The 16,591-nt window shown below is 64.2% G+C and carries 17 protein-coding genes; 7 read left to right on the top strand and 10 right to left on the bottom strand.

Translation table 11 applies throughout. The features are described 5' to 3' along the window. Positions 1–96: 96 nt before the first annotated feature. The 4 genes from trmB to D886_RS0102165 form a co-directional block, all read right to left on the bottom strand. The gene (gene trmB / locus D886_RS0102180; protein ID WP_027592334.1) at positions 97–819 is read right to left on the bottom strand and encodes a tRNA (guanosine(46)-N7)-methyltransferase TrmB; all 723 of its coding nucleotides are present in this window, start codon (positions 817–819) and stop codon (positions 97–99) included. Between the two features lie 9 nt (positions 820–828). After that, the gene (locus D886_RS0102175) at positions 829–1,623 is read right to left on the bottom strand and encodes a thiazole synthase (RefSeq protein ID WP_027592333.1); all 795 of its coding nucleotides are present in this window, start codon (positions 1,621–1,623) and stop codon (positions 829–831) included. Between the two features lie 54 nt (positions 1,624–1,677). Beyond that, entirely contained in the window at positions 1,678–1,878 is a 201-nt protein-coding gene (gene thiS, locus D886_RS0102170; RefSeq protein ID WP_033693942.1) for a sulfur carrier protein ThiS, read from the bottom strand. A gap of 102 nt (positions 1,879–1,980) precedes the next feature. Next, positions 1,981–2,352 carry a DUF423 domain-containing protein gene (locus D886_RS0102165; RefSeq protein WP_027592331.1) on the bottom strand — a complete coding sequence of 124 codons (372 nt, stop codon included), beginning with the start codon at positions 2,350–2,352 and terminating at the stop codon, positions 1,981–1,983. A 64-nt stretch (positions 2,353–2,416) separates the two neighbouring features. Here D886_RS0102165 and mtgA point away from each other — a divergent pair, with 64 nt between their 5' ends. Next, on the top strand, positions 2,417–3,127 hold the full coding sequence (gene mtgA, locus D886_RS0102160; RefSeq protein WP_027592330.1) for a monofunctional biosynthetic peptidoglycan transglycosylase: 711 nt from the start codon (positions 2,417–2,419) through the stop codon (positions 3,125–3,127). Positions 3,128–3,292: 165 nt separating this feature from the next. On the opposite strand, the gene rpoH is transcribed toward mtgA, so the two are convergent. From rpoH to ftsY, 4 genes are all read right to left on the bottom strand, one after another. Further along, on the bottom strand, positions 3,293–4,147 hold the full coding sequence (gene rpoH / locus D886_RS0102155; protein ID WP_023378197.1) for an RNA polymerase sigma factor RpoH: 855 nt from the start codon (positions 4,145–4,147) through the stop codon (positions 3,293–3,295). Between the two features lie 113 nt (positions 4,148–4,260). Continuing rightward, the gene (ftsX, locus tag D886_RS0102150) at positions 4,261–5,283 is read right to left on the bottom strand and encodes a permease-like cell division protein FtsX (RefSeq protein ID WP_027592329.1); all 1,023 of its coding nucleotides are present in this window, start codon (positions 5,281–5,283) and stop codon (positions 4,261–4,263) included. Beyond that, on the bottom strand, positions 5,280–5,951 hold the full coding sequence (ftsE, locus tag D886_RS0102145; protein WP_027592328.1) for a cell division ATP-binding protein FtsE: 672 nt from the start codon (positions 5,949–5,951) through the stop codon (positions 5,280–5,282). The genes ftsX and ftsE overlap by 4 nt, the downstream gene beginning before the upstream one ends. Then, a complete protein-coding gene (gene ftsY, locus D886_RS0102140) occupies positions 5,948–7,531 on the bottom strand; it encodes a signal recognition particle-docking protein FtsY (protein WP_027592327.1) in 1,584 nt (527 codons plus the stop codon). Before ftsY ends, ftsE begins: the two co-directional genes overlap by 4 nt. A gap of 231 nt (positions 7,532–7,762) precedes the next feature. On the opposite strand from ftsY, the gene D886_RS0102135 reads away from it, so the two are divergent. The 6 genes from D886_RS0102135 (at position 7,763) to D886_RS0102110 (ending at position 15,023) form a co-directional block, all read left to right on the top strand. Next, positions 7,763–9,118, top strand: coding sequence for a pitrilysin family protein (locus tag D886_RS0102135; RefSeq protein ID WP_027592326.1), 1,356 nt, complete (start codon positions 7,763–7,765; stop codon positions 9,116–9,118). After that, the gene (locus tag D886_RS0102130) at positions 9,111–10,601 is read left to right on the top strand and encodes a pitrilysin family protein (RefSeq protein WP_027592325.1); all 1,491 of its coding nucleotides are present in this window, start codon (positions 9,111–9,113) and stop codon (positions 10,599–10,601) included. Before D886_RS0102135 ends, D886_RS0102130 begins: the two co-directional genes overlap by 8 nt. Continuing rightward, positions 10,601–11,203, top strand: a complete 603-nt coding sequence (gene rsmD, locus D886_RS0102125) for a 16S rRNA (guanine(966)-N(2))-methyltransferase RsmD (RefSeq protein ID WP_027592324.1) — start codon at positions 10,601–10,603, stop codon at positions 11,201–11,203. The genes D886_RS0102130 and rsmD overlap by 1 nt, the downstream gene beginning before the upstream one ends. A gap of 120 nt (positions 11,204–11,323) precedes the next feature. Next, positions 11,324–12,616, top strand: coding sequence for a pitrilysin family protein (locus tag D886_RS0102120; protein WP_027592323.1), 1,293 nt, complete (start codon positions 11,324–11,326; stop codon positions 12,614–12,616). Then, complete coding sequence (locus tag D886_RS0102115) at positions 12,609–13,970, top strand: pitrilysin family protein (protein ID WP_027592322.1); 1,362 nt, start codon at positions 12,609–12,611, stop codon at positions 13,968–13,970. The genes D886_RS0102120 and D886_RS0102115 overlap by 8 nt, the downstream gene beginning before the upstream one ends. Before the next feature lie 60 nt (positions 13,971–14,030). Then, on the top strand, positions 14,031–15,023 hold the full coding sequence (locus tag D886_RS0102110; RefSeq protein ID WP_027592321.1) for a hydrolase: 993 nt from the start codon (positions 14,031–14,033) through the stop codon (positions 15,021–15,023). Positions 15,024–15,035: 12 nt separating this feature from the next. Here the strand turns inward: D886_RS0102110 and D886_RS0102105 are convergent, their stop codons facing one another. Together D886_RS0102105 and D886_RS0102100 are read right to left on the bottom strand one after the other, a co-directional pair. Next, the gene (locus D886_RS0102105; RefSeq protein ID WP_027592320.1) at positions 15,036–15,890 is read right to left on the bottom strand and encodes a sulfurtransferase; all 855 of its coding nucleotides are present in this window, start codon (positions 15,888–15,890) and stop codon (positions 15,036–15,038) included. 35 nt (positions 15,891–15,925) lie between these two features. Continuing rightward, the gene (locus D886_RS0102100) at positions 15,926–16,591 is read right to left on the bottom strand and encodes a TetR/AcrR family transcriptional regulator (protein ID WP_027592319.1); all 666 of its coding nucleotides are present in this window, start codon (positions 16,589–16,591) and stop codon (positions 15,926–15,928) included.

Below are 16,591 nucleotides of genomic sequence, written 5' to 3'. Positions count from 1 at the left end.
CTCAGTCTGATCGCTTCAATAAAAAAACCGCCCTTCTCAGGCGGTTTTTTTGTCTGTCATTTCAGCAGGCTGAGCTCGAAAGGCTCAAGCGCCCAATCAATCCACCTTCTCGAACTTCAAATCCCAAACCCCATGCCCCAAGCGCTCACCACGGCGCTCGAACTTGGTGATCGGCCGCTCTTGCGGACGTGGCACATACGCGCCATCCGCCGCCTGGTTACGGTAACCGGGCGCAGCGCTCATCACTTCCAGCATGTACTCGGCATACGGCTCCCAGTCGGTCGCCATGTGGAACACGCCACCCGGCTTGAGCTTGCGGCGTACCAGCTCTGCGAATTCCAGCTGCACGATGCGGCGCTTGTGATGGCGCGCCTTGTGCCAAGGGTCTGGGAAGAACAGCATCAAACGGTCGAGGCTGTTGTCGGCCACGCAGCGGTTGAGCACTTCGATGGCATCGCAGTCATACACCCGCAGGTTCTTCAGCCCTTGGGTCAGCACGCCATTGAGCAGCGCGCCAACACCCGGACGGTGCACTTCGACACCGATGAAGTCCTGCTCAGGCGCGGCAGCGGCCATCTCCAGCAGGGAGTGGCCCATGCCGAAACCGATCTCCAGGGTGCGCGGCGCCGAACGGCCGAACACCTGGTCGTAGTCCACCGGGCTGTCGGCCAGGGGCAGGATGAACAGGGGGCCACCCTGGTCCAGGCCGCGTTGCTGACCTTCGGTCATGCGCCCGGCGCGCATCACGAAGCTCTTGATACGGCGGTGTGGGCGCTCTTCGCCTTCGGCGGTGATCGGCGTTTCTTGCGATTCAGTCATCAGGAGCTCTTACTTGATCAGACCATCCAGCGGCGAAGAGGCGCTGGCATAGAGTTTCTTCGGCATGCGGCCGGCCAGGTAGGCCAGGCGACCGGCCACGATGGCGTGCTTCATGGCTTCAGCCATCAACACCGGTTGCTGGGCATGGGCGATGGCCGAGTTCATCAGCACTGCCTCGCAGCCCATCTCCATGGCGATGGTGGCGTCGGAGGCGGTACCCACGCCGGCATCGACCAGCACCGGCACCTTGGATTCTTCGAGGATGATCTGCAGGTTGTAGGGGTTGCAGATGCCCAGGCCGGTACCGATCAGGCCAGCCAGCGGCATGACCGCAATACAGCCCGCTTCGGCCAGCTGACGGGCGATGATCGGGTCGTCGCTGGTGTAGACCATCACGTCGAAACCGTCCTTGACCAACACTTCGGCGGCCTTGAGGGTTTCGATTACGTTGGGGAACAAGGTTTTCTGGTCGGCCAGCACTTCCAGCTTGACCAGGTTGTGGCCATCCAGCAGTTCACGGGCCAGGCGGCAAGTGCGCACGGCTTCGACAGCGTCGTAGCAGCCCGCAGTGTTCGGCAGGATGGTGTAACGGTCGGGTGGCAGCACATCGAGCAGGTTCGGCTCGCCCGGGTTCTGACCGATGTTGGTACGGCGCACAGCGACGGTGACGATCTCGGCACCCGAGGCCTCGATGGCCAGGCGGGTTTCTTCCATGTCACGGTATTTGCCGGTGCCGACCAGCAGGCGCGACTGGAAAGTGCGCCCGGCCAGGGTAAAGGGCTTGTCGCTACGAACGTTGCTCATCGTTGTTCCTCGGGAAAAGGTTACTGGGCTTGCGTGTGAACCGCCGAGCCGCTATCAGCCGCCGCCGATGGCGTGGACCACTTCAACCTGGTCGCCTTCGTTCAGCGCAGTGCTGTCGTGCTGGCTACGCGGCACGATATCCAGGTTGAGTTCCACTGCTACCCGGCGCCCGGTGAGGTCCAGGCGCGTCAGCAGGGCCGCGACGCTTTCGCCAGCGGGCAGTTCGTAAGGTTCACCGTTCAGTTGAATGCGCATGCGCACGGCCACCATTGTGCTTTGGGGCACGCATTCTAGCGCCGAACACCCCGTTTACCCAAGGCCGGTGCACGCCATTAGTCGCGATTGTGGACCACTCGGTCAGCCCAGCCGCCAGGCTGCCAGGCCCAGGCACAGCCACCCGGCGAGGAAGCACAGGCCGCCAAAGGGCGTGATGATGCCGAGCTTGCTCACGCCTGTCAGGGTCAGCAGGTACAGGCTACCGGAGAACAGCAGGATACCCAGCGCGAACAGACCGCCGGCCCAGCCCACCAGGCGCCCCGGCAAATGCGCTGCCAGCACGGCGACACCGAAAATCGCCAGGGCATGCACCAACTGGTAGGTCACGCCGGTGTGGAAGATGGCCAGGTAGTCTGGCGTCAGGCGGTTTTTCAGCCCATGCGCGGCGAAAGCGCCCAGGGCCACACCGGTAAAGCCGAAAAAGGCGGCAAGCATGAGGAAGCTGCGAAGCATGGGACGACTCCTTGTATCGGGTCTGTATAATGGCCCGTTCCACCCGCCCGGCCAAGCCATCGACATGCTGCCATCCCTTATCCGCCGCCTCACTCGCGCCCTGCTCTGGTTCGCTGCCGGCAGTATCGTATTGGTGCTGGTGTTTCGCTGGGTGCCGCCCCCCGGCACGGCGTTGATGGCCGAGCGCAAGGTCGAGTCCTGGCTGAATGGCGAGCCCATTGACCTGCAGCGCGACTGGGAACCGTGGGAGAACATCTCCGATGAGCTCAAGGTCGCGGTCATTGCCGGTGAAGACCAGAAGTTCGCCACCCATTGGGGTTTTGACATCCCGGCCATTCAGGCAGCGCTGGCCTACAACGAACGCGGCGGCAACATTCGCGGGGCCAGCACGCTGACCCAGCAGGTGGCCAAGAACCTGTTCCTGTGGTCGGGCCGCAGTTGGTTCCGCAAGGGCCTGGAAGCCTGGTTCACGGCGCTGATCGAGCTGTTCTGGTCGAAGGAGCGCATCCTCGAGGTCTACCTGAACAGCGCCGAATGGGGCAATGGCGTGTTTGGCGCCCAGGCGGCGGCGCGCTACCACTTCGGGGTCGACGCCAGCCGTCTCAATCGGCAACAGGCCGCGCAACTGGCTGCGGTACTGCCCAGCCCGATCAAGTGGAGCGCCAGCCGGCCCAGCGCCTATGTGGCCAGTCGGGCCGGGTGGATTCGGCGGCAGATGAGCCAGTTGGGTGGGCCTAGCTACCTGATGCAGCTGGATGCTTCGCGCAGGCTTTGAATCATCGACGGGCTTTACCGGCCCTTTCGCAGCACAAGGCTGCTCCTACAGGTATAGCGCCGGACCTGAGCAGCCTTGTGCTGCGAAAGGGCCCGCAAAGCCAACACAAAAAAAAGCCACCAACCCTCTTCAGGCCAGCGGCTTTTTGGTACAGCCAAGCGTGAATCACACCGTGATCAACGCCTTGACCTTGTTCATCGCATTCTTTTCCAGCTGACGAATACGCTCAGCCGACACGCTGTACTTGTCCGCCAACTCATGCAACGTCGCCTTCTCTTCCGCCAACCAGCGCTGGTAGAGAATGTCACGGCTGCGCTCGTCCAGGCCTTGCAGTGCTTCATGCAGGTTGCTGGTGGAGTTGTCGCTCCAGTCGGCATCCTCAAGCTGTACGGCCGGGTCGTAGCGGTGGTCTTCCAGGTAATGCGCAGGCGACTGGAACGCGCTGTCATCATCGGCTTCCGCCGCTGGGTCAAAGGCCATGTCCTGGCCACTCAGGCGGCTTTCCATCTCGCGCACTTCACGCGGCTCGACGCCCAGGCTCTCTGCCACGCGATGAACTTCATCGTTGTTCAGCCAGGCCAGACGCTTCTTCTGGCTGCGCAGATTGAAGAACAGTTTACGCTGGGCCTTGGTGGTCGCCACCTTGACGATGCGCCAGTTGCGCAGGATGAATTCGTGGATTTCGGCCTTGATCCAGTGCACGGCAAAGGACACCAGGCGCACGCCCATCTCTGGGTTGAAGCGTTTGACGGCCTTCATCAGGCCGACGTTGCCTTCCTGGATCAGGTCAGCCTGAGCCAGGCCGTAGCCTGCATAGCTACGGGCGATATGTACGACGAAACGCAGGTGGGCCATCACCATTTGCCGAGCGGCCTCGAGATCCTGCTCGTAATAGAGACGCTCGGCCAGATCACGCTCCTGCTCGACCGTCAGCAGCGGGATGCTGTTGACCGTGTGCACATAGGCTTCCAGGTTTGCACCGGGCACCAGGGCATAGGCAGGTTGCAACGATGTGGTCATTCAAGAACCTCCGACTTACTAGACTCGCGCCTTGTGGGCACTGCCAACATTGACCGGAAACCGGTAAACAAGTTCCCAAAACGGTAATAAAGTCAATGCTGGCACGGGAAAAACTATCGTGGCGCCAGCTCGTTCAAATGGCGAGCGACCGCGATCCATGCACCGATATACCCCAACAGTACCGCTCCGATCAAGAGCGACAGACCATCGGACGCCGGCACCCCACCCAGGGCGAAGTCACTGCCATACAGCCCGGAGAGCCCGACGACCGCCTGGTTCAGCCAGTTCAGGCCGAATGCCAGGATGCCCCAGGCCAACAGCCCCGCGCCCAGGCCATACAAGGCGCCCATGTACAGGAACGGCCGGCGTACATAGCTATCGGTGCCGCCGACCAGCTTGATCACTTCGATCTCGGTACGGCGGTTTTCAATATGTAGACGAATTGTGTTACCGATTACTAACAGCAGCGCAGAAATCAGCATGACAGCCAGGCCGAAGACAAAGCGATCGCCCAGCTTCAGGATGGCCGCCAGGCGCTCGACCCAGACCAGGTCCAGCTGTGCCACTTCGACCTTTGGCAGCTCCGACAGGCGCAGACGCAAGGCTTCAAGTGCTGGCTTGTCGACCTCGGTCGGGGTCACCACCACCACGCCAGGCAGCGGGTTCTCGGGGAGCTCGCGCAACGCCTCACCCAGGCCGGACTGCTGCTGGAACTCTTCCAGCGCTTGATCGCGGCTGACATACAGCGCGTCGGCCACCCCAGGCATGTGCTTGATCTCGTCGCGCAGCGCTTCACCTTCCTTGCTGCCAGCATCGAGTTTGAGGTACAGCGAAATCTGCGCGGCGCGCTGCCAGGAGCCGCCGAGCTTTTCGACGTTCTTCAGCAGCAACGACAGGCCCATGGGCATGCTCAACGCCACTGCCATTACCAGGCAGGTGAAGAAGCTGCCGATCGGCTGCTTGCCGAGGCGACGCAAGCTGTCGGCCATGCTCGCGCGATGGCTTTCCAGCCAGGCGTGCAGCAGTGTGCGGAAGTCTGGGCCGTCATCGTCGTCGCGCTTTTTCTTCGCCGGTTGCGGGTCGGCGGGTTTCGGCGCAACCCGTTCGGAAACCTTCGGCGTACGTGTAGTGCTCATTGCCCGGCCTCCCCATCGCCGATCAAACGGCCGCGCTGCAGGGTCAGCATGCGATGCCGCATGCGCGCGATCAATGCCAGGTCGTGGCTGGCGATCAATACCGTGGTGCCCAGGCGGTTGATGTCTTCGAACACGCCCATGATCTCTGCGGCCAGGCGCGGGTCAAGGTTGCCGGTGGGTTCGTCGGCCAGCAACAGGGCCGGCTGATGGACGATGGCACGTGCGATACCGACCCGTTGTTGCTGCCCCGTGGACAAATCGGCCGGGAACAGTTCGCCTTTGTCGGCCAGCGAGACACGCTCCAAGGCCGAGTCGACGCGTTTGGTGATCTCGGCCTTGGACAGGCCGAGGATCTGCAGCGGCAAGGCGATGTTGTTGAACACCGTGCGGTCGAACAGCAACTGGTGGTTCTGGAACACCACACCGATCTGCCGGCGCAGGAACGGGATCTGCGCATTGCTGATTTGGCCCAGGTCCTGCCCTGCCAGCAGCAGCTTGCCGCTGGTCGGGCGCTCCATGGCCAGCAGGAGGCGCAGCAAGGTGCTCTTACCGGCACCCGAGTGCCCGGTGACGAACAGGAATTCGCCCCGGCGCGCCCGGAAACTCAGCTCATGCAAGCCTACATGGCCATTGGGATAGCGCTTGGCAACCTGTTCGAATCGGATCATGGATGCTCTCGCTCGGCGAACAGCGCTTTGACGAACGGCTCGGCTTCGAAGGTGCGCAGGTCGTCAATACCTTCACCCACACCGATGAAACGGATCGGAATGCTGAACTGCTTGGCCAGGGCGAAGATAACGCCGCCTTTGGCGGTGCCGTCCAGCTTGGTCAGGGCCAGGCCGGTCAGTTCGACGCTCTGGTTGAAGTACTTGGCCTGGCTGATGGCGTTTTGGCCGGTGCCGGCGTCGAGCACCAGCAGCACCTCGTGCGGCGCCTCGGCGTCGAGCTTGCCGATCACTCGGCGCACCTTCTTCAGCTCTTCCATCAGGTTGTCTTTGGTGTGCAGACGGCCTGCGGTATCAGCGATCAGCACGTCGACGCCACGGGCCTTAGCGGCCTGCACGGCGTCGAAGATCACCGAGGCCGAGTCGGCACCGGTGTGCTGGGCGATTACCGGGATCTGGTTACGCTCACCCCAAACCTGCAACTGCTCGACCGCCGCGGCGCGGAACGTGTCGCCCGCAGCCAGCATGACCTTCTTGCCTTCCAACTGCAGCTTCTTGGCCAGCTTGCCAATGGTGGTGGTCTTGCCGGCGCCGTTCACGCCAACCACCAGGATCACGTAGGGTTTGTTCTGCGCCTGGATCTTCAGCGGCTGCTCGACCGGACGCAGCAGTGCGGCCAGTTCTTCCTGCAGCGACTTGTACAGCGCATCGGCATCGGCCAACTGCTTGCGGGCGACCTTCTGGGTCAGGTTCTGGACGATGGCCGAAGTCGCTTCCACGCCAACGTCGGCGGTCAGCAGGCGGGTCTCGATCTCGTCGAGCAGGTCGTCATCGATGACTTTTTTGCCCAGGAACAGGCTGGCCATGCCTTCGCCGATACTGGCGCTGGTCTTGGACAGGCCCTGTTTGAGGCGGGCGAAGAAGCCGGGTTTGGACTGTTCAGTGGCGACCGGGGCGGCAACGGGCTCGGGTTCGACCGGGGCCAGAGCTGGAGCTGCTGGAGTTTCTGCAGCTGGAGCTGGAACCGCGACCGGGGCGGGCTCGGCAACCACCGGCGCTGGCTGGGGTGCGGCTGCCGCCGGCGCGGCGGGCTCGACCGCTGGTCGCTCAGGAATTGCAGGCGGGGCCGTGGGCTCAAGGTCCGGCACCAGGGCCACAGGCTCTTCGGCAACTGGCAATACCAGATTGCTGACAGGCGGCTCGACGGCGCGAATTACCGGGGCTTCGGGGGCAGTCACCACCGGCGCTTGGGGTTCGACCTGCGGCGCACTGGCTTGCGCGTTCGCGGGCATGCTCGCCGCCACAGGGGGCTGGGCAGGCTGAGAAGGCTCAGGGTCAGCCAGGGCCGGCACAGGTTGAGGCGGCTCGGGCGCAACAGGGGCTTGTGCGGCCACCGGCTCGGCCGGCGCCACAGCAGGCTGCTCGACGGCAGGCTGCGCTGCTACCGGCGCTTCAGCCTGTGGCTCGGGGGTTTGCGGCTGTTCGGCGACAGGTTGCTGCGGCTTCTTGCGAAACCAGCTGAACAGGCCTTTCTTTTCGCCAGACTCGGCCGGCGCTTTTTTGTCGTCGTTGGAACCAAACATGGAGGACGGCTATCTCAGGGTAGCGATGCGCCAGCAATGACGCATCGGGAATTCTCTATACGCAGAACAGACTATCTTGAAGCCGGCTGGTTCATGCGCAACGTTTTGTCTTAGTGTCCTGTGGGCCAGAACGGCGACAGGCATGGTCGCCAGGCAACCGGATCAGTATCCTAGCACCTCCTGGCCCGCCGACGCTAAACCCTGCGGGCCGCCGAACAGGTTAAACACCGTATGAATGCTCTAGCCCGCCGCGCCGCTGGCCTGTTGCTCGGCACGCTCTGCCTGCCGCTCGCGGCCTTCGCCGCCGATGTGCAACCGACCCACGAATTCATCCTCGACAACGGCCTCAAGGTGGTCGTGCGCGAAGACCACCGCGCGCCGGTGGTGGTCTCGCAGATCTGGTACAAGGTGGGCTCCAGCTACGAGACCCCGGGCCAGACCGGCCTGTCCCACGCCCTTGAACACATGATGTTCAAGGGTAGCGCCAAAGTCGGCCCCGGCGAGGCCTCGCGCATCCTGCGCGACCTGGGTGCGGAAGAGAACGCCTTCACCAGCGACGACTACACGGCCTATTACCAGGTGCTGGCCCGCGACCGCCTGCCGGTGGCCCTTGAGCTGGAGGCCGATCGCCTGGCCAGCCTGCGCCTGCCCGCCGACGAGTTCAGCCGCGAAATAGAAGTGATCAAAGAGGAGCGCCGCCTGCGCACCGACGATCAGCCCAATGCCAAGGCATTCGAGCTGTTCCGCGCGATGGCCTACCCGGCCAGTGGCTACCACACCCCGACCATTGGCTGGATGGCCGACCTCGACCGCATGAAGGTCGAAGAGCTGCGCCATTGGTACGAATCCTGGTATGCGCCCAACAATGCCACCCTGGTGGTGGTCGGCGATGTCACCGTCGATGAGGTCAAGGGCCTGGCGCAAAAGTACTTCGCCGGCATTCCCAAGCGTGCGGTGCCGCCCGCCAAGCTGCCGCTTGAGCTGGCCGAGCCCGGTCAGCGCCAGCTGACCTTGCATGTGCGCACCCAGTTGCCGAGCCTGATCTACGGTTTCAACGTACCTGGCCTGCCGACCGCCAAGGACCCGCGCACGGTGCATGCCCTGCGCCTGATCTCGGCCCTGCTCGATGGCGGCTACAGCGCACGGATGCCAGCCCGTCTGGAGCGCGGCCAGGAACTGGTGGCCGGGGCGTCCTCCAGCTACAACGCCTTCACCCGTGGCGACAGCCTGTTCCTGATCTCGGCCACGCCGAACGTGCAGAAGCAAAAAACCATGGATGACGTGGAAAAGGGCATCTGGCAGTTGCTGGAAGAGCTCAAGACCACCCCACCTAGCGCCGAAGAACTCGAACGCGTGCGCGCCCAGGTGATCGCCGGCCTGGTCTACGACCGCGACTCCATCAGCAGCCAGGCCACCACCATCGGCCAGCTGGAGACCGTGGGCCTGTCCTGGAAGCTGATCGACAGCGAGCTGGACGAGCTCAAGCGCGTGACCCCGCAAGACATCCAGAACGCTGCGCGCACCTATTTCACCCGCGAACGCCTGAGCGTTGCCCATGTATTGCCCGAGGAGTCCGCTCATGAGTGATCGCAGCGCACCACGCCATACCCTGCTGGCCACGGGCATCCGCGCCCTGGCGCTGGCGGCGGTATTGACGGCCCCGGCCCTGGCCGACAACGCGGCCAAGGCTGACAGCGCCGCGGCCCGCCCAGCCAATACCCTGCAGTCGCTGGCCGAGCTGGACGGCAAGGCCCCCAGCCGACGTCAGCTGAACATCCAGCACTGGAACACCGCCGAAGGCGCCCGAGTACTGTTCGTCGAAGCCCGCGAACTGCCCATGTTCGACCTGCGCGTCACCTTCGCCGCCGGTAGCAGCCAGGACGGCGGCACGCCAGGCCTGGCCGCCTTGACCAACGCCATGCTCAACGAGGGCGTGGCCGGCAAGGACGTGACCGCTATTGCCGAAGGCTTCGAGGGCCTGGGCGCAGACTTCGGCAACGGCTCCTACCGCGACATGGCCGTGGCATCGCTGCGCAGCCTGAGCACCAAGGACAAGCGCGAACCGGCGCTCAAGCTGTTCGCTGAAGTGGCAGGCAAGCCGACCTTCCCCGAGGACGCCCTCAAGCGCATCAAGAACCAGATGCTGGCCGGCTTCGAATACGACAAGCAGAACCCCGGCAAGCTCGCGGGCAAGGCCCTGTTCGGCAAGCTGTACGGCGACCACCCGTACGCCCACCCGAGCGACGGCAGCGCCGAGAGCATCAACGGCATCACCCTGGCACAGTTGCGCGCCTTCCACGCCAAGGCCTACTCGGCCGGCAACGCGGTCATCGCCCTGGTCGGCGACCTCAGCCGCGCCGAAGCCGAAGCCATTGCCGCCCAGGTATCCGCCGGCCTGCCGAAAGGCCCGGCGCTGGCCGCACCGGCACAACCGACCGACCCCAAGGCAGGCCTGACCCACATCGACTTCCCGTCCAAGCAGACCCACCTGATGCTGGCCGAGCTGGGTATCGACCGCCAGGACCCGGACTGGCCGGCCCTGTCGCTGGGTAACCAGATCCTCGGCGGTGGCGCGTTCGGCACCCGCCTGATGAGCGAAGTGCGTGAAAAACGCGGGCTCACTTACGGCGTCTACTCAGTGTTCAGCCCGATGCAGGTACGTGGCCCGTTCATGATCAACCTGCAAACCCGCGCCGAACTCAGCGAAGGCACCCTCAAGCTGGTCCAGGACATCCTGGCCGATTACCTCAAGAGCGGCCCGACCCAGCAAGAGCTGGACGATGCCAAGCGCGAGCTGGCCGGCAGTTTCCCGCTGTCCAATGCCAGCAACGCCAGTATCGTCGGCCAACTGGGGGCCATTGGCTTCTACAACCTGCCGCTGACCTGGCTGGAGGACTTCATGCAGCAGTCCCAGGCGCTCACCGTCGAGCAGGTCAAGGCCGCCATGAACAAACACCTGTCAGCCGATAAACTGGTGATCGTCACCGCGGGCCCCAAGGTGCCGCAAAAACCGCTGCCAGCCCCCACTGACAAGCCTTCCGAGCAACCGCTCGGCGTACCGGAGCACTAATGCCAAGATCCACCCCTCCCGCCCGCCCTCAACCGGGCCACAGCAAGGGCCAGGGCCACCTGCGCATCATCGCCGGCGAGTGGCGCAGCCGCCGCCTGGCGGTGCCTGAAGGCGACGGCCTGCGGCCAACGCCTGATCGCGTACGCGAAACCGTGTTCAACTGGCTCGCGCCTTACATCGAAGGCGCCCGCGTGCTGGACGCCTTCACCGGCAGCGGCGCGCTGGTGCTGGAAGCCTTGTCGCGCGGTGCCGAAGACGCCGTGGCACTGGACAGCAACCCCGCCGCCATCAGCAACCTCAAGGACAACCTCGAACTGCTGCGCTGCCCTCGCGGGCAAATTCTGCAAACCGACGCGCTGCGCTACCTGCAGAACCCGGCCAAGCAGCAGTTCGACGTGGTGTTCCTCGACCCACCGTTCCACCAGGACCTGCTGGCCAACACCTGCAACCTGCTGGAACAGAACCAGTGGCTGCGGGAACAGGCGTGGATCTACACCGAGAGCGAGACCGCACCCTCGGCCTTGCAACTGCCGGGCAACTGGCGCCTGCACCGGGAGAAAAAGACCGGTCAGGTGCATTACGCGCTCTGGCAGCGGGGCTGATCACCTGACATCAGGCCGGCGTACATTGTCCGCGTAAAGCGTTGGCGTATTTAGCTACCGCACAGCAACCGGCCCCCTGGCTGAAGCTGCTCCTTCGTTTCTTGCTGGAGCACTTCAACCATGACCGAACCGCCAAAGCCGACACCGTCGGTACAGTCCTTTGCCCTCGCCAATGGCCTGCGCGTCTACCTGCGCGAAGACCGTCGCGCCCCGCTGGTCAGCGTGCAGCTGTGGTACCACGTAGGCTCCATCGACGAGCCTGACGGCCACAGCGGCCTGTCCCATGTCCTGGAGCACCTGCTGTTCGAGGGCAGCAGCAAGCTGGCCAGCGGGCAATATTCGACGCTGATGACCCGCCTCGGCGGTGACCCGAATGCGTTCACGCTGGAAGACGCCACATATTTTCCACTGACCTTGCCCGTCAGCCGGCTGGAGATTGCACTGGAAGCTATGGCCGACACCATGGCCACTGCCACGCTCAGCGATGCACCCTTTGCCCGCGAACTGGCGGTGGTCATGGCCGAGCGGCGCGTCGATATCGACAACAACCCCTTGGCCCTCGCCATGGAGCAGCACCAGTTGCTAGCCCACGGCAACAGCCGCTACGCAACGCCGGTGATCGGCCACCCACCCGATCTCCACGCCATGACGCCCGCAGCGGCGCGCACCTGGTACCAGACCTGGTATCACCCAAACAACGCGACCTTGTCAGTCGTCGGCGATATAGGGCTGCAGCCACTGCAGGCACTGGTGGCGCGGCACTTTGCCGTGATCCCCGCCCATCGCCTGCCACCCCGTCAAACGCCCGTCGAGGATGCCGAGCTGACGCGCCGCGCTCAAACATTGCACCTGCAAGGCCTGAGGCCTGGCGTGATCCTCAGTTTCAACCTGCCCAGCCAACGCACCGCCACGTCCAACGCGCAAGCCCATGCGTTGCGGCTGCTGCCCGATCTCCTCAGCGAAGGCCACGCCGCCACCCTCCGCCGCCTGCTGGTGATAGACGAACAGGTGCTGCAAGGCCTGAAGGCAACTTACGAGCCGTATCGGCGCGGCGACAGCCTGCTGACGCTCTACGCCTTCTGTAGCGCGCACGTCACGCCCGAGGCTGCGGCCGACAGGCTGTTGGCTGAAATCGAACGCTTTCGTCAGCAGCCGCCCAGCATCGAGGCGCTTCAGCGCGCCAAGGCACGCCTCCTCGCCAGGCAACTGTTTGCCCGGGACGCCATCGCTGAGCAAGCACAGGCCATCGGCAGGCAGGCGGCCTGCGGGCTGGACCCCATTGCGCTGGATGATGAACGAGCCACCCTCGAAGCCGTGACGGCCGAACAGGTGCACCAGGCCGCCGTCGCCTACCTGACAGCGCCTCGCACAGCGATCACCTACATGCACAACAAGGAGCGCGCCCATGAATGACAGGATATCGCCCCCTCTGGCGGCCCATGGCATCTACGGCGGCCTACTCTCCGCCCAAGGGCTGGACCTGCAACAGCGCGAGGCCATCCGCACCGAGGTACACACCTGGAGAACCGACGCGGGAACAGGCGTCACGTTCGTCGAAGCCCGCGGCTTGCCTATCGTCGATGTGGTGCTGCGCTTTAACGCCGGTACTGCTTCGGTTGACCCACCCAGCCTGGCGGCCCTGACGCTGTACATGCTCGACGAGGGCAGCCTGCGCTTCAATGCCGCCGAACATGCGCAGCGTATCGAGCGGCTGGGTGCGGTGGTTGAAAAGCAGATACGCCACGATCACGCCACGTTGAGCCTGCGCACTGTCAGTACCCAGGCACTGCTTGACCCTGCCATCGAGCTGTTCACCAGCCTGGCCGCACAACCGGCCTTCCCCGCCCCAGCCCTGGAGAAGGTCAAACGCCAGTTGGTGCTGCATGACGCAGCCCGCGCCAGGCAACCAGTGCTCAGAGCACGCAGCGAAGCCTATCGCCACCTCTTCAGCGGCCACCCCTACGGCCAGCCACAAGGCAGCACTGCGCAAGTGCTCGACGCAGTCACGCCTGCTGACCTGAAAGCGTTCCACCGACGCGCCTACTCCGCCACCAACCTGGAAATGGTCGTGGTTGGGGATCTGTCCCGCATCGAGGCGCAGGCCATGGCACAGCGTATCAGCCAGGCACTGCCCCAAGGCTGGGCTGCCGCTGAGCTGCCAGCTGCGCCGCTAACATCGGGCACCACAATCAACATTGAGCAGGCCGGGGCAGGCAACGCGGTTCTTCTTGCGCTGCCCATCGACGTGCCGGCCAACGACCCTGAGTACCTTGCCCTGAAGCTGGCCTGCGAGGTGCTGAGTGTGGGGTCCGACTCCCGCTTGATGAAAGCGCTGCGCAAACACCAAGGCTTGACCTACGACATCTACAGCCAACTGGTGCCCAAGCGCGTTGGAGGGCTCTTCGCGATCGAGTGGGAGATTGCCCCACCCTACGTGAAAAGCTCGCAAGCCCTGGTAGAAGCTTTGCTACGCGACTTGGTGCTGCATGGGCCGACCGAGGCCGAGATGCAACTGGCCTGCCAACAGCTGGCAGGCCAGTTATTGCGCACGGTTGCGCAGAACAAGCGCCTGGCCGAGCTGCTGACCGAAACCACGCAGCAACGCCAACCTGCCGATCACCTGAACACGTATAACGAGCGCTTGGCCGAGCTAACCCCAGCAGCGGTCCGTGACGTCATGCAACGCAGGTTAGACCTGACGCGCAGGCTGCTGGTCAGTGTCGGCCCGGCTGCCGATCAGCAACCGCTACCGGCCTCCGACCAATAGCGCAGGTACAGCGGCGGCGTTTCATGGCACTCTAGGCAGGCACATCACGAGTTGCCCAGCATGCCCAGTTTCACTGCCACGTTCCGCCCGGCCGTCGGCCTGTCCAACCCCCATCTGCAAACCCTGTGGGGGCCGCTCTGGCGCAAGCTGCCTGAACTGCAACGCGACCGCGAGCGGCTGTGGCTGGCCGATGGCGATTTCATCGACCTCGACTGGCACGGCCCGCACCAACCGGATGCGCCGTTGGTGCTGGTCCTGCATGGCCTCACCGGTTCCTCCCACTCGCCCTATGTCAAAGGCTTGCAGCAAGCCCTGCAGGGCCGCGGCTGGGCCAGTGTGGCGGTGAACTGGCGCGGTTGCTCGGGCGAGCCGAACCTGCTGCCGCGCAGCTACCATTCCGGCGCCAGCGAAGACCTGGCAGAAATCGTCGCCCACCTGCGCGCCCAGCGCCCATTGGCACCGCTTTACGCGGTGGGTTATTCGTTAGGTGGCAATGTGTTGCTCAAGTACTTGGGCGAAAGCGGACCGGCCAGCCAGCTGGAAGCGGCGGTCGCGGTCTCGGTGCCATTTCGTCTGGACCAGTGTGCCGACCGCATCGGCCAAGGCTTTTCGAAGGTTTACCAAGCGCACTTCATGCGCGAGATGTTGGCCTATGTGCAACTGAAGCAGCGGCATTTTCATGAGAAGGGCCAGCATGAGCGGCTGGCGGCGCTGCAACGGCTGGGGCCGCTGACCAACCTGCGTACCTTCTGGGACTTCGACGGCAAGGTCACCGCGCCGCTGAACGGGTTCAACGATGCACACGACTACTACCGGCGCTCATCGAGCCGCTTCTTCCTGGGTGAGAATCGCACCCCAACCCTGATCATCCACGCCAGCGACGACCCATTCGTCTCCAGCCACAGCTTGCCCCTGGCCAGCGAACTGGCGCCGCAGACGCACTTTGAACTGCACAACCGCGGCGGCCATGTGGGCTTTGTCGATGGCAGCCTGCGCAACCCGGGGTATTACCTGGAGCGGCGGATTCCGCAGTGGCTGGTAGAGGGCGCTTAGCGGCGGCCCGGGTCAATCCCCGGTAGCCACCCCGTGCGCCGGGTTGTTGATCCATTCGCTCCACGAGCCCGCATACAGCCGCCCCAGCGGATAGCCCGCCAGTGCCAAGGCAAACAGGTTGTGGCAAGCGGTCACGCCCGACCCACAGTAGGCCACCAGGTGCTCCGGCGAGCGCCCAGCCAGTTTTTCTGCGAACCGTTGCTTGAGCGCTTCGGCCGGCAGAAAACGCCCGTCGGCCCCCAGGTTGTCGGTGAACGCCGCGCACTGCGCGCCAGGGATGTGCCCGGCGACCGGGTCGATCGGCTCGACTTCACCCCGGAAGCGCGGCAGCGCGCGGGCGTCGATCAGCGTCAGCTCGGCATCGCCTAGGTGCTTGGCCAGGTGCGCGGCATCGATCAGCAGCGTGCTGTCCGGTTCGCCCTTGAAGGTCCCTTCACGTTTGAGCGGTGGGTCCAGGCTCAGCGGCAGGTGCGCCGCATGCCATGCCTTGAGCCCGCCATCGAGAATCGACACGCCGCTGCGCTTGCCCAACCAGACCAGCAACCACCAGGCGCGAGCAGCAAACGCACCCGGGCCGTCGTCGTACAGCACCACCTCGCTGTCATTGTCCACGCCCCACTCACGCAGACGCTCGACCAGCCGCGCCGCATCGGGTAAAGGGTGGCGCCCCGTACGCCCCTTGCTTATCGGGCCGCTGAGGTCGCGCTCCAGGTCAGCGAAGTGCGCCCCGGCAATATGCCCCTCGGCATAGCTGCGTTGGCCATAATCCACATCCTCGAGGGCAAAGCGGCAGTCGAGGATCACCAAATCGGGCGAGCCCAGACGCTCGGCCAACTTTTCCGGGGTGATCAATTGCGCAAGGGGCATGACAATCTCCTGATCGATAGCACTCGAGCCCTGGTTTACAGTTCCAAGGCCTGGTTGAAGGGTACGTGGAATTCCTGGCACAGCGCGTCCACGGCGCTGCGGGCATCTGCGGTGACAAAGCCGAGCTCCAGCACCAATACCTGATAGACGCCCCGCTTGAAGGCTTCTTCACCCAGGTGCGCGGAATGCTCGCGCGTGGTGCTGAGAAAGCGCACCCACGAGGTCAGGACGATCCAGGCGTTGATGGTCAGCGACTCGATCTGCGCCGGCGCCATGGCCAGGATCCCGGCGTCGACGAAGCCACGGTAAATCGCTTGGCCCTGACGCAGGCAGCGCTCGGAAAACCGCCGGTAACGGGCGGCCAGCTCGGGGTCGCTGTCCAGCAGGTGCTCCAGGTCGCGGTGCAGGAAGCGGTAGTTCCACATCGCCGCGAGCAGGGCCTTGAGGTAGAAACGTTTGTCTTCCACGGTGGCGCAACGCCCTTGAGGCGGGCGCAAAAAGCTGTCCACCAGCTCTTCGTACTGGCTGAACAACAGGGCGATGATCGCCTGCTTGTTGGGGAAGTGGTAATACAGGTTGCCGGGCGAAATTTCCATGTGCGCGGCAATGTGGTTGGTACTGACGCTACGTTCGCCCTGCTGGTTGAACAGCTCCAGGCTGTTCTGCACGATGCGCTCTCGGGTCTTCATGCGCGGGGCCAT

It is taken from the genome of Pseudomonas sp. LAIL14HWK12:I7 (assembly GCF_000483465.1).
GTDB lineage: Bacteria > Pseudomonadota > Gammaproteobacteria > Pseudomonadales > Pseudomonadaceae > Aquipseudomonas > Aquipseudomonas kermanshahensis.
This window is presented reverse-complemented; position numbering and strand designations above follow the sequence as displayed.